General features: G+C 61.9%; 11 protein-coding genes and 1 tRNA gene. 9 read left to right on the top strand and 3 right to left on the bottom strand.

Annotation, left to right across the window (positions count from 1 at the left end; all coding sequences use genetic code 11):
• Positions 1-86 precede the first annotated feature (86 nt).
• From FJ964_RS24015 to FJ964_RS23990, 6 genes are all read left to right on the top strand, one after another.
• Positions 87-632 carry a TRAP transporter small permease gene (locus FJ964_RS24015; RefSeq protein ID WP_181172598.1) on the top strand — a complete coding sequence of 182 codons (546 nt, stop codon included), beginning with the start codon at positions 87-89 and terminating at the stop codon, positions 630-632.
• Positions 629-1,906: a TRAP transporter large permease subunit gene (locus FJ964_RS24010; protein WP_140552696.1), complete on the top strand. Its 1,278-nt coding sequence runs from the start codon at positions 629-631 to the stop codon at positions 1,904-1,906. The genes FJ964_RS24015 and FJ964_RS24010 overlap by 4 nt, the downstream gene beginning before the upstream one ends.
• A gap of 18 nt (positions 1,907-1,924) precedes the next feature.
• The gene (locus FJ964_RS24005; protein WP_140552695.1) at positions 1,925-2,206 is read left to right on the top strand and encodes a DUF1007 family protein; all 282 of its coding nucleotides are present in this window, start codon (positions 1,925-1,927) and stop codon (positions 2,204-2,206) included.
• 140 nt (positions 2,207-2,346) lie between these two features.
• Complete coding sequence (gspD, locus tag FJ964_RS24000; RefSeq protein ID WP_140552694.1) at positions 2,347-4,434, top strand: type II secretion system secretin GspD; 2,088 nt, start codon at positions 2,347-2,349, stop codon at positions 4,432-4,434.
• A complete protein-coding gene (locus tag FJ964_RS23995; protein ID WP_140552693.1) occupies positions 4,431-4,991 on the top strand; it encodes an A24 family peptidase in 561 nt (186 codons plus the stop codon). Before gspD ends, FJ964_RS23995 begins: the two co-directional genes overlap by 4 nt.
• Before the next feature lie 183 nt (positions 4,992-5,174).
• Entirely contained in the window at positions 5,175-5,975 is an 801-nt protein-coding gene (locus FJ964_RS23990) for a general secretion pathway protein GspK (protein WP_140552692.1), read from the top strand.
• Between the two features lie 82 nt (positions 5,976-6,057).
• Here FJ964_RS23990 and FJ964_RS23985 read toward each other — a convergent pair whose 3' ends face one another.
• Positions 6,058-6,804 carry an SDR family oxidoreductase gene (locus FJ964_RS23985; RefSeq protein ID WP_140552691.1) on the bottom strand — a complete coding sequence of 249 codons (747 nt, stop codon included), beginning with the start codon at positions 6,802-6,804 and terminating at the stop codon, positions 6,058-6,060.
• A gap of 40 nt (positions 6,805-6,844) precedes the next feature.
• The gene (locus FJ964_RS23980) at positions 6,845-7,972 is read right to left on the bottom strand and encodes an iron-containing alcohol dehydrogenase (RefSeq protein ID WP_181172597.1); all 1,128 of its coding nucleotides are present in this window, start codon (positions 7,970-7,972) and stop codon (positions 6,845-6,847) included.
• 475 nt (positions 7,973-8,447) lie between these two features.
• Between FJ964_RS23980 and FJ964_RS23975 the strand changes: the two genes are divergently transcribed.
• The 3 genes from FJ964_RS23975 (at position 8,448) to FJ964_RS23965 (ending at position 11,928) form a co-directional block, all read left to right on the top strand.
• Positions 8,448-9,392, top strand: coding sequence for a 2-hydroxyacid dehydrogenase (locus tag FJ964_RS23975; RefSeq protein WP_224713359.1), 945 nt, complete (start codon positions 8,448-8,450; stop codon positions 9,390-9,392).
• A gap of 261 nt (positions 9,393-9,653) precedes the next feature.
• A complete protein-coding gene (locus FJ964_RS23970) occupies positions 9,654-10,625 on the top strand; it encodes a cupin domain-containing protein (protein ID WP_181172596.1) in 972 nt (323 codons plus the stop codon).
• 304 nt (positions 10,626-10,929) lie between these two features.
• Positions 10,930-11,928 carry a TRAP transporter substrate-binding protein gene (locus tag FJ964_RS23965; protein WP_140552689.1) on the top strand — a complete coding sequence of 333 codons (999 nt, stop codon included), beginning with the start codon at positions 10,930-10,932 and terminating at the stop codon, positions 11,926-11,928.
• 723 nt (positions 11,929-12,651) lie between these two features.
• Here the strand turns inward: FJ964_RS23965 and FJ964_RS23960 are convergent.
• Positions 12,652-12,727 (bottom strand) — tRNA-Phe (locus tag FJ964_RS23960).
• Positions 12,728-12,887: the final 160 nt, after the last annotated feature.

Here is a 12,887-nt window from a genome sequence, read left to right as displayed (position 1 = left end):
TGGAGGCTCCCTGCTCACGGTCTGCGGATTCTCGTCAGAATGCCGCAAGGATCAATGCAAGCGCGCACAACCTTTTGGGAGCAGTTATGACCACGCCGTTACAGTGGCTTTTCAAGGCTTTTGACGTCTTCGTCGTCGTCGGCATGGCCGTCATCAGCATCCTGATCTTTACAAATGTCGTGCTACGTTACGGCTTCAGCTCAGGCATTCCGTTTGCCGTTGAAGTCTCCCGCGTGGTCCTCGTCTGGGTCATCTTCATGGGATCCGTGGTGGCCCTGGCCAAGGGCGCGCATCTCGGCGTCGAGTCGTTGGTTGTCCGGTTGCCTCGAAGGGCGCGCCTCGCCTGCTTTCTTGTTTCATACGGCCTGATGCTCTGGTGCTGCTGGCTCATGGGACAGGGCAGCTTGTCACTCACCATCATCGAGTGGGGCAACGTCCTGGCACTGTCGGGAATTCCCGTGGGCTCCATCTACGCCGCGGGGCTCGTCTCTGCCATCCTGATGGCTCTGGTTCTCCTCCTTGATCTCTGGCGCTCGCTGCGCGGCATCCTGCCCGCCCCCTGGTCGGGGGTGGAGCATGTTGAGCCGCTGCCGGTCGTGCCCCCCGCGCTTATTTCGGAGAAAGCACCGTGAGCGGCTTGGTCTTTATCGCTTCCCTCCTTGGTGCGATGGGCATCGGGATTCCAATCGCCTTCGCCCTGATGCTGTCGGGCGTCGCGATGATGATGCTGATGGGAAATCTGGATGCACAGATTCTGGCGCAGCGGCTGGTCAATGGCGCTGACAGCTATCCGCTGATGGCGATCCCGTTCTTTCTCATTGCCGGCGAACTCATGAACGCCGGCGGCCTCTCCCGCCGCATCGTCAACGTGGCCTTGGCGCTCGTCGGTCACATACGTGGCGGCCTCGGTTACGTGGTCATCGGCACTGGCTTGGTGCTTGCCAGCGTCTCCGGATCCGCAATCGCGGATACAGCGACGCTCGCGGTCATGCTGGTCCCCCTGATGCGGGATGCGGGCTACCATATGGGTCGAGCCTCGGGCTTGATGTCGGCTACAGGCATTATCGCCCCTGTAATCCCGCCGTCTGTCGGGTTCATCATCCTGGGCGTCACCGCAAACATTTCCATCGTCGGCCTGTTCTTCGCCGGAATCGTGCCAGGGCTCATGATGGGGCTGAGCCTCATAATCGCCTGGTGGTTCCTCGCCAAAAAGGAAACGGCGACGGTCCGGCTCAAAATACCGCGCAGGGACCTCCCGAAAACCATCATGACCGCCGGTTGGGCGTTGATGATGCCAGCGATTATCCTGGCCGGACTGCGGTTCGGCATCTTCACCCCTACTGAGGCCGGCGTCGTTGCCGCTGCCTATGCACTGTTCGTCGGGCTGTTTGTTTATCGGGAACTGACACCGAGGCTGCTCTATGACGCGCTGCTCGCCGCCGGGCGCTTGACGGCAGTGATCATGCTGTTGGTGGCTGCCTCCATGATCTCCGGCTTCATGCTGACGATTTCCGATATGCCGGCCCAGCTCGTCAGTCTCCTCGGTCCATTCATCGACTCGCCGATCCTGCTGATGGGTATGATCGTTCTGGCTGTCTTCATCGTCGGCACGGCGCTCGATTTCGCACCCTGCATCACCATTCTGGTGCCCATCCTCATACCGCTCGTCAATGCGGCCGGCATCGACCCGGTCTATTTCGGGGTCATCTTCATGATGGTCAACGCGGTGGGCATGATCACGCCTCCCGTCGGAACGGTCCTCAACACAGTGTGCGGAGTAAGCGGAGTTTCAATGGAGGAGGCTACAAAGGGTGCCATGCCTTACCTTGTGGCCCAGATGATCCTCATCTTGCTGCTGGTTCTGTTCCCGGCACTGGTGAGCGTGCCAGCGTCATGGTTGCATTGAGGTTCGAAACGTCGGGAGTTGGACTGGACATTCGACGACGGCTTTTCCGCCGATGCGATACAGGGCCCCGACGAGGACGTCGGCAAGGCCCCGGTGCGGGGCGAGTTGCAACCGCTGGCGCATGTCAATGTCCAATCGCTGCACGTGTTTGAGTTCCTCGCCTGCCTCGGGCTGACCGAAGTCGACGAGGTGTACGGTGTCCAAGCGGGAAGCAGAAAGCGTGCTTTGTGGTTTTCAAGCGTCATAGAACGGTATTTTCCCGAGGCGACGGGCGTAGGCTTGGGTTGGGTGTGTAGGTGAGGGTAGGTCGGCAAGGCAGCGCTCCAAATGCCTGTTCCGTGTGGGTTCGCAGAGGCGCGGCGGCCTGCCTCTTGGCGGTAGTCGCCGCGTGTACCTCCACTGGTGATTATCTTGGAGACGTTGCCGCGCGGCCGGATGCCATGGACAAGGTCGCGAACGCAGATTTAAGTGCGCGCAAGCCTTCCGGCGGCGGTTTTCTGTCGAGGCTCGGCTTCGGGCGCACGCAGAACAACCGGCAGGGTGAAGTATACTACGGATACGGACAGCAGCTGACCGCCGGCGAGCGCAACTCGCTCGAGCGACTGAGCGGCGAAAAGTTCGAGGTCAACCTCGAGGAGGCCGAGATCAAGGTCGCGGCCCGCACGGTGCTGGGGGAGGTGCTGGGAATCAGCTATTCGCTCGACCCCAGGATCGCGGGCAAGGTATCGATCACGACGTCGAAGCCTACGCCGGCCCCGGAAATCCTCACCATGTTCGAGTCCGCGCTGCACAGCAGCGGCGTGGCCATGATGCGCGAAAGCGACCGTCTGCGGCTGATTCCTTCGAACGAAGCGTTCGGAGCCGCCGAACTCGATCCGGGCACCACCATCCAGCCCGGCTACGCCGTCACTGTGTTTCCCCTGAAAAACGTTTCCGCCAGCACGATCCTGCCGCTGCTAGAAAACTTCGTCACCCGTCCCGGCATGGTGCGCGAGGATCCCAGCCGCAACGCGCTGATCTTCCAGGGGACGGCGGCGGAGCGGACCGCGGCGATCGAAGCAGCGCGCTCTTTCGACCAGGACTGGCTGGCCGACCAGTCGGTCGGCATTTTCCCCGTCAACAATTCCAGCGCGGCCACCATGATGCCCGAGCTGACCCGCGTGCTCGACATCGGGGAGGGGGGGCGCGGACGCAACACGATCAGGGTCCAGCCGATCGAGCGCAGCAATGCGATTCTGGTGGTGGCGAAGACGCGCAACCAGTTGCAGCGCGCGGCGAGCTGGATCGAGCGGCTCGACCGGATCGACGCGTCTGCCTCCAATTTGCGGGTGTACAAGGTCCAGCACCTGGAGCCACGGCGCCTTGCATCGATGGTCAACGAAATATTCAACGGCGCCCCGGCATCGTCGGCTTCGGAGGACCCGGCCTCGCAGTTTCCGCCCGGCTCGCAGGCCGACGGCCAGAATCAGGGCGCAAATGGTTCCCAGCCGGCCACTGCGACGCCGGATCAGCGCATGGCGGATAGCCTGCCGGCCCCCGGTGGCGACACCGACCAGCCTATCGCGGGCGGTGGTGGTGGGTCGCAAAGCGGCGTGCGCATCGCCGCGAACCCGGAAAACAACACCATTCTCATCTACGGACGGCCCGACCAGCAACGGCTGATCGAACAGGCGATCACCGCACTCGACCGGCCGCAAGAGCAGGTCGCTATCGAAGCGACGATAGCCGAGGTCACCCTGACCAACGAGCTGCGCTATGGCGTGCAGTTCTTCCTGAAGTCCAATGATATCGGCGCGGGCGGCAACAACGGATCGGTCGGTCTGTTCCAGGAAGCCAGCAAGGCCGTGCTGTCGCGAACGCTTCCGGGCTTCAACCTGCTGCTCGGCCCCGACACCGAGCCGCGCGTTGTCATCGATGCGCTGCGCGGCGTTACCGAGGTCAAGGTGCTTTCCTCGCCCTCGGTGGTGGTGCTCGACAACAAGCCCGCCTTGCTGCAGGTCGGTGATGAAATCCCGATCGTCACCCGCACCGCGCAGTCCGTCACCGATCCCGAAGCGCCGGTCGTCAACAACGTCGAGTTCCGCGATACCGGCGTGATCCTGAAGGTTCTACCCCGGATCACCGGGAACGGCACGATCAGCCTCGTCATCGAACAGGAGATCAGCTCGGTCCAGCGTAGCCAGGCCCAGTCCCTGACGCCGACCATATCGCAACGAAAGGTCAGCTCGACCGTATCGGTCACCAGCGGCCAGACCGTGATGCTCGGCGGCCTGATCAGCGAACGCCAGCAGCGCGGCCGCGACGGCGTGCCGGTGCTTGGCGATCTGCCCGTCATCGGCGACGCCTTCCGGAGCAACCAGAACTCCGCGACGCGGACGGAGCTGATCATCCTGATCCGGCCTCAGGTCATGAAGGACGGCATGGATGCGCAACATGTGGCGGAGGAGATGCGGTCGCAATTGCGGCTGATGAACCAGCCGTCCAGAAACGTGCCGCTGCGGCGGCCTGCCAAGACGATGATCGAATGAAGATTCTGAGGGCGCGGCGTCGGTCTACCGCCGCCGTCGCAGTCGCGCTCGCCGCCGCTACCGTGCCCGCTGTCATCGGAAGCCCCGCATTCGTCGTCGCGTCGACGCTTGCGCTATGTGTTCTGGCCGCGGCAATCGCGGTTCATGATCTTGCGTCTTTGCTCATTCCTGACCGCCACACGGCCGGCATCTTGGTCGTCGCGCTCGCCGACTGGTGGTTCGAGGCGAGCGATTTCGCCGCGCTCGCCTGGCGCATCGGGCCGGGGGGCGCCCTGATGCTCCTGCTGTGTCTGTTCGACGTCGCCTATGGGAGGCTGCGCGGCCGCGACGGCATAGGCTTCGGCGACATCAAGCTGATCGGTGTGTCCACCGTCCTGGTCGGGCTGGCCGGCGTCGGCGCCCAGATCCTACTCGCTTCGGTCGCGGCTTTCATCTTCAGCGTCATCCGCGCGGTTCGCTTGCGCCGCCCGCTCCGTGCCGCGGCGCGCGTTCCGTTCGGAACGTTCCTCGCGCCGGCACTGGCCATCGTCTGGGCGTGGCTGCCCGCCGCATGGTGATCACATTGCTTGGGCCGGGGGAGGCGAAGTCTTGATTTCGACGGGATCGTGGCGTCATCTTTCGTGGCGAGGCATGGGGGCGAAATGGGTCTTGCGGCAGTGGGCATGAACTCGTCAACGAGCCGGCGGGGTGCAATCCTCGTCAGCGTCCTGTGGATTATGATTTTTCTGGGATTCCTTGCCGTGATACTTCGCGTGCAGATGACCGGGGTCGTGGCCAGTGTGCGCGTCACGGAAGACAAGGCGTCGGCGCGCATTCTGGCTGAAGCCGGGCTGTCGCAGGCCGCGGCCGAGATCCGCGCCGGCCCGCCGGAGGGTGTAGTCGCGCTGAGCGATCAGATATCGTCCACGATCACCCTGCCGGCCGGGGTCGCTTCCATCTCCGCGAGAAATGAAGCGTTGCGGATCGATCTCAACACCGCCGAGCGGCCGCTGATCGTTGGCGCGTTGCGAGCCGCCGGCGCCGCTCCCGGAACCGCGGACGATCTGGCGACAAAGATCATCGGCCACCGCGCCCGGCCGACTCCGCTGAATGGACAACCGGCAGGTTCCGCTCCGCAGCAGTCTGGAAACAACACAAAGCTGTTTCAGACGGTCTCCGAATTGGCCGGCTTCCCGGGAATAACGCCCGACATGGCCATCGCCATCGAACCCTATGTTACCGTCTCCTCCGGCTTGGCCGGCGTTCGCCTGGAAGCGCTCGGCGATGGACTGCTGGGCGACATTCCTGGCCTGCCGGCGTCGGTGCGAAAGGCGATCAAGGATTTCCACGCCGGCCGTCTGTCGCGCGAGCAACTCGATGAGTCGCTGGCGGGGGTGACCTTCAACACGCTGAAGCCGGCACCGAGCTGGCGCGTCGATCTCAGGACGACCCTGCTGTCCGGCTACAGCGAATCTTTCGAGGCATTGATACTTGTGTCGAACGCGGACGAGGCACCTTACAGAGTGCTTGACTGGCGTCGCGCGGCAATTGAGCTGGAATGAATGCCCGTTGATGGCGCGCGACCGGTCTCAGCGGGAGTGCCAGGCCAGCCTGTCCTCCCAGCGGAATCCCGACCGCGGAGCATCAGAGCCCCCCGGACACCGTGATCAGGGTGCCTGTCATGAACCCCGCGCCAGGAGACGCAAGCATCAGGGCCGCGCGCGCGATGTCTTCAGGCTCCGCGATGCGCCCCATCGGGGTTGCCGCCGCAATCCTGGCTGGTCGCTCGGGGTTTCCGCCTTGGGTGTGTATCCGCGTGTTGGTGGTCCCGACACGTATGGCATTCACGCGGATGCCCTCCGGCGCCAGTTCTTTGCCCGCGCCGATGGAGATGGATTCCACTGCACCCTTGCTTGCGGCATAATGCACATATTCGTTCGGGCTGCCGAGGAAGGCGGCGAGCGAAGACATGTTGATAATCGTCCCGCCTCTGCCGCCCTTGCGGTTGGACATGCGTTTCGCCGCCTCCTGTATACAGTACATGACGGCGAAGACGTTGGTCCTGAAGGTGTTTTCCAGCACCGCGGGCTGCAACTCCTCGATTCTGCAGGCTTTCCCAATGATCCCGGCATTATTGACCAGGCAGGTCACTCGCCCAAGTGCATCGTCACAGGCGCTGAACAGGGCCTCGATGTCCTCCTTCTTGCCCACGTCTCCCTGTACCGCGATGGCGCGGGCGCCTGCGGCCTTGCAGTGCTCAACGACTTCGGATGCGGCGGCGGCATCCGAAAGATAGTTTATGCAAACATCGTAGCCTTCAACGGCGAACAGCCGCGCCGTTGCGGCACCGATGCCGTGGCTTGCGCCCGTTACGATCACGATCGGTCTCACGGAATTACCTCCTCGCTCCTCCTTTGAGGGCATTCGCAGCCTAGAAAACGGTCTCAAGGATCGCGGCGTAGTCTTCCTTGGTCAGCGAACGTGGATTTGTGGGATGACTGTGGTCTGCAATGGCTCGCTCACACACCCAATCGATGACGTGCCGGGGGACCCCCAGTTCGGACAATCTGGGCGTAATGCCCAGACTACGGTTCAACCCGTCCAGCGCATCTGCGAGCGTTGTATGTTCAAGTCCCGCCAGGCGCTCGAGGTAGTCGACCTTCTGAGCCACGGCTTCAACTTGCACGTTCCACCGAAGGACGGTCGGCATCAGGATGGCGTTGAGCGTCCCATGATGGAGCTTAGCCTCCTTGAGACCGCCCAATGCATGGCTAAGCGCATGGACGGCTCCAAGCCCCTTCTGAAACGTCATGCCCCCTTCGAGGGCACCCATCATGAGTTCGGTCCGCGCCTCCGCGTTCGCGCCGTCTGCGTAGGCGACAGGCAAAGCCTTCCAGATGCGTTGGAAGCCGTCGGTGGCAATTGCCTCGGCAGGTGGATTATAGCGGGGGGAAAGATACGTCTCGATACAATGCGACAGTGCGTCGAGCCCTGTCGAGGCCGTCAGAGCCGGGGGGAGCCCCATTGTCAACCCCGGGTCACAGATCGCCCTGCGCGGGATGAGGTAGGGGCTGATAAACCCGAGCTTCCGGCCGTCATCCAGTGTGATCAGTGCCGCGCGTCCAACTTCGGACCCCGTACCCGCCGTTGTCGGGATGGCCACAAGGGGCGCTACCAAGCCGGTGATGCGTGCCACCCCGCCCAGGATCGCTGCATAACGCTCAAGTTCACCATTGTGCGTGGCGAGCAGCGCCACGCCCTTGGCCAGGTCGATCGGAGAGCCTCCGCCAATCGCCACTACCCCATCGCAGTCGCCTTGCCTGTACAGCGCGAGACCGGCAGCAACTGCGGCCTCAGTCGGGTTGGAGGGAACGTCCAGGAAGATCGGCGCTGTTCTCAGGAACTCGAATACCGGACGCTCAAGCAAACCAGCGGATTTGATGCCGTGATCGCTGATCACCAAAGGGCGGGACACGCCGAGTTCGCGCAAAATTTCTGCCAGTGACTCGGCCGCTCCAAGTCCGAAATTGATATTTGTAAGGTAGTTTATATTGTTCACGCTGCCACACTCCTTGACATTCCGCACATGCATCGCTGCAGCCACCGTCTGGCATTCGGCACATTTCGTGCAGCCGGTGAATGCGAACCCGCGACCTTCTTGGAATCGCTCAGTCCATAATATGGACAATCTGCCCAAGCATTAGGTGGAACTGCACACTTGTCAAGCTCCACCTTATGGTTGCGGCGGCGTTCCCGCCGCCTTGACAAAGAGGTTGCGGGCCCTTATCCAAACTTTGGACCGATTGACCACATTATGGTCAGATCGATGGCGATCTTGGAGGACATGGTACAGGAACCGCTGACATGCTGATTTCGCCGGAGGAACTGGCCAGCCGCCGCGAACTCGAAGCCAAATCAAGTCCGCGGCTCACTATCGGCGCATTGCGCAGTCCAAAGGCCTTCCGTGCAAAAACCCTGATTCGCCTGCGGCCATTCGTGCCGGCAGTGACACCCCCGAACCGGAAGGAAAGCCTTTGTCGAAACCCGCCGCCACCGTGTTGATACCAGGCTGGATGCACGAGCATGCCCGCTGCATGCTCAGAACGCATTTCAGCCTGGTCGAAACCCCTGACTGTGACATTCACGCCCATCTGTCTCCGGAGGTACGGACGTCAATTCGTGCCGTGGCCTGTCGCGCCAGAATCGATCGGCAGTTCATAGACGCCCTTCCCAACCTTGAGATCATCGCCAGCTACGGCGTCGGCTACGACGCGGTGGATGCTGCCTACGCACGCAGCAAGAATATCGTCGTCACGAACACCCCTGATGTCCTGAACGAGGAGGTCGCCGATCTGACGTTGGGGCTCCTTATCAGCGTCGTGCGCGAGATACCCAAAGCGGCAGCCTTCGTTCGCGAGGGCCGGTGGAAAGCATCGGATTACCCGCTCAGCCGTCTGACGCTGCGGAACCGCAGGGTCGGCATCTACGGAATGGGGCGGATCGGTCGCTGCATCGCCCGACGAGTTGAAGCGTTTGGGCTTCCTGTTTCCTATCACAGCCGGCGTCCGGCGGAGGGGGTCGCGTACGACTACTTTCCTTCACTGCTGGAACTTGCCAGTGCCGTCGATGTGCTCATCTCCATCGTGCCGGGCGACCCGTCGACCGCAAACAGCGTGAATGCCGAGGTGCTGTCCGCCCTCGGGCCCGAAGGCGTGTTCATCAACGTAGGCCGCGGAACCGTCGTGGACGAGGATGCACTGATCGGCGCCCTGCGCACAGGAGCCATAGCGGCGGCCGGCCTCGACGTGCTCGCGGATGAACCCAATGTCTCCGAAGAACTGCTGGCGCTCGATAACCTGACGATCCTGCCGCATATCGGATCCGCGTCGGTCAGCACGCGCACCGCAATGGCGGACCTCGTGGCACAGAACGTGATCGCCTGGTTCCAGAGTGGAGCGGCGATCACACCCGTACCCTAGACAGCCTCCGATCAGCCGCCGAGGCCTCCTGCACTGTCAGCGGATGTTAGGACCCATGCACGTTAACCCAACAGGCAAGCATCCGATCGCCAAGGCCCTGAAGTGCGGCGGTGAGGCGTTGACAATCCGTTAATAGTCTGCCCAGTATACATTGTTGGACATTGCGTCCACATTGTGGACTCTGATCGGTCGATGCTTGGGGGTTTCGGTCAGATACGCGGTGTCACCATCGGTCAAGCAGAAAACGGAGGAGTGACTCTTATGAACCTATGGAAAGGCGGATTGGCCGTCGTGGCCGCGCTAGCGATCGGGGCGGTATCGTCCACTGCGGCGCTCGCACAGACGGTGTTCACCTGGACGCCAAAGCCGGTGGCGCTGGCACCATACAAGGCCCCGAACAAGCCGCATACGACGATAGCCGACGTGCGCGCCAAGATTTCTCCCGCACATCAGTCCAAGACTTGGCACCAGGAGGTCGTGAGGGACAAGCACCTGCAGGCTTCATGGGTGCAGTTGGCGGTCGGTGATCAGTCGCCGGCCATGTTCATATCGGATACCCGCGCGGCCTTCATTGTCTGGGAAGGTTCGGTCGAGTTCACGATCGGGAGCGAGGCGCCGTTTACGGCCACCAAAGGCTTTATGGTCCAGGTTCCCGCGCGTACGCAGTTCCAGATGAAGAACGTCGGCGCGGTGCCGTCCCTGCACTTCGAGGTCTTCACCGCGGACGCCAAGATCACTTACCCGCAGGCGGCGGCAACTTTGCCGAAGCCGCCGGCGGGGATGACCTGGGCGTTGACACGACAGGATCCGGGTGCAGAAGCCCTTGGGACGGGCAATTCTACTTTCAGGGATTTCCTTGCTTCGCCCTCGGGCGGCGCATTCGTAACCGCCCCTGGCTTGTTCGTTAACGCCATCCGCGGCCAGGCGTTCAACTGCAATATGCAGCCTCCCACGGCGCTCGGACACAGGCACATCAACTATGGTGAATTCTGGTTCATCATGGAAGGTCAGATCCAATACAACCTCGAAGGCTTGCCGGGCTTCGTCTCAGAGCCCGGCGATATTGTCTATGTCCCGGCCGGCCGGTGGCACTCGGCGGCGAACTATTGTCCGGGGTACGACACGCGGATTGCTATCAATCCCTTCCCGACCGGTACGCATAACTGGCCGCCAACGGCCTCCCAGCCGAATCCCCCGAAGCCCCCGATCTCGGGCAAGGGATGGCTTGATTGATGTTGCCGGTGGCCCGTCCTCATCGTGAGGGCGGGCCGTTGGTCTGACCTGACTTTGGCGCGGTGGGGGAGCATCGGCCGGGGTGTATTGGGGGGGCGCGTTCATCGTGGCCGCAGAAATTGATCACACCGCAGGTCGGAGGCATCGTCGGCGCAGAAGCGGCGTACCGCCCGCTTCAGTAGCCAGGGACGCCATATCGTTAGTCTTGGCCGAATAGGCCATTCTCGTACCGCCGGTCCTGTTCCTTAGTGGTTGCAGTTCCTGCATTCTGGTTCCTTTGAACCAATTCTTGGGAGGTTGAACTATGAAGAAAGTATTGTTTCTGACTGCGGCGTTGCTGGGAGGGCTCTTGGCTGCCGCTCCGGCCATGGCTCAGAACCCGCGCCTGGGCTACGTGCCCACGGAAGACCATCCGGTCGGACAGGCTTCGCGCTATTTCGCGAAGCTGGTGGAAGAGAAGACGGGCGGGCGCATCAAGATCGACACGTTCGGAAATGGCGTGCTCGGCAGCGAGCCCGAGATGCAGGCGTCGGTTCAGGCCGGCTTCATAGACATCATGGTTGGCCCCACGCCCAACCTGGTCGGCGTCGTTCCGCAATTCATGATCTACGACCTTCCGTTTTTCTACAAGGACTTCGCCGCGGTCGATGCCGTCATGGACGGCGCGGTCGGCGAGCAGTTGTTTGCACAGCTGAAGGAAAAGACCGGCATCGTCGGTCTGGCGTGGTGGGACAACGGCTTCCGCCACATGACCAACAAGGTTCGTCCCGTCAAAACGGTGGACGATATGGCAGGGATCAACATCCGCGTCATACCCAACCCGTTGTTCATTGCGACCTGGACGGCTTTGGGAACCAATCCGACGCCGCTTCCCTGGCCTGAGCTGTACAGCGCCCTCGAAAATGGCGCCGTCGATGCCCAGGAGACGCCGTACGCTCTTATCTACACCGCAAGGTTCTATGAGGTGCAGAAGTATCTGACCAAGACGGGCCACGTCTATACGCCGTTTGTTCTTCTCGCGAGCCAGAAATGGTTTGGAAGCCTCTCGGACGAAGACAAGAAACTCGTCATGGAAGCGGCAAAGGAATCGGCAGCCTTCCAACGGGATATTTCTCGCAAGGAGGCAGAGAATTTGGAGGCGGAGCTCGCGGCGAAGGGCTTCGAGATTTCCCAACCCACGCCTGAAGCGCTCGCAGCCATGACCGAACGCGTTGCGCCTGTCGTGAAAGAGTACAGCGAAAAGATCGGCGCCGATCTGGTCGAGCAGGCGCGCGCCGCCATGGCGGCAGTTGCCAAGCCGTAGAGGTCTTATGACGCCGGAGCCAGGTTCGCCTGCTCCGGCGTCCATTTGCGGAAGCATCGTGCGCCTGATTCAGTTTGAAGCCGCAAGCAGTGTGCCCGGCTTGGGACACGTCGCAGACGCCAAGGTTCAACAATTGACGGTGCTCCCGCGTTCCAGTCCGGCTTCCGGCATCTGGGTGCGACCGGCATCGATATCTCTCAAACCTCTAGTTGGGGTGAGATTTTTGACCGTCGTCTGGCGGCGGCGGGCATGTCGTCCCTGGCCACGGTGGTACGGGCGCAGTCCGTGGACCAGTTCGTCCAGGCATTCAGCGGCACTTGGCAGCTCGTTGATACGCGCTATTCCAACCCTCCCTCGAGCCGAGCATGGATCGGATGCGGCGCTTGATGCGCCGGCGAGCCTGCTGTCGCTTGCGACAGAACCTGCGGGAGATGCCCTCCGATTACGCCTCTTCGCGCCGGACCTTCTCGAATGAAGTTCTGAGACACGAGGCGATTTCAAACAGGACTGGCCTGGAGCGCTGGCATTATCGGCAGAGGCGTCCTCTGTGCAGCGGCCGTTTCCCGGCTCCGCCAATTTAGGCCAAATCTGTTGACCGTCGTAGCCATACCTGAATCACTCCCTCGACGGTATGGAGGCGGTATAATTACACAATGGCCACGGATGTTACAGTCATCCAGGCTATTACCCTAGAGAGTAAGTCTTTGTTTAATTGAGAAAAAATGGTGCCCAGAGGCGGATTCGAACCACCGACACGCGGATTTTCAGTCCGCTGCTCTACCAACTGAGCTATCTGGGCCTGTTCCGGCTAACGAAAACTCGCGCTCCGGATTTCATGGAAGCGCCGTGGGCGTCCCTTGAAAGCGCGTGGGTTATAGCATGGGAATCCGGCCTGTCCAGCGCCCAGATGTGGATTTCCGGCAGGAAAAGAAGTGCCGCCCGATGCGCTGGTTTCCGCG

The organism is Mesorhizobium sp. B2-3-2, from assembly GCF_006442295.1.
GTDB lineage: Bacteria > Pseudomonadota > Alphaproteobacteria > Rhizobiales > Rhizobiaceae > Mesorhizobium.
The sequence above is the reverse complement of the archived record's forward strand: the minus strand, read 5'-3'. Positions and strand labels throughout refer to the sequence as shown.

Excerpts from the sequence above, each read along its gene's own strand:
- FJ964_RS24015 (WP_181172598.1), top strand. The coding sequence starts at position 87 with ATGACCACGCCGTTACAGTGGCTTTTCAAGGCTTTTGACGTCTTCGTC.
- FJ964_RS23995 (WP_140552693.1), top strand. The coding sequence starts at position 4,431 with ATGAAGATTCTGAGGGCGCGGCGTCGGTCTACCGCCGCCGTCGCAGTC.
- gspD (WP_140552694.1), top strand. The coding sequence starts at position 2,347 with ATGGACAAGGTCGCGAACGCAGATTTAAGTGCGCGCAAGCCTTCCGGC.
- FJ964_RS23970 (WP_181172596.1), top strand. The coding sequence starts at position 9,654 with ATGAACCTATGGAAAGGCGGATTGGCCGTCGTGGCCGCGCTAGCGATC.
- FJ964_RS23965 (WP_140552689.1), top strand. The coding sequence starts at position 10,930 with ATGAAGAAAGTATTGTTTCTGACTGCGGCGTTGCTGGGAGGGCTCTTG.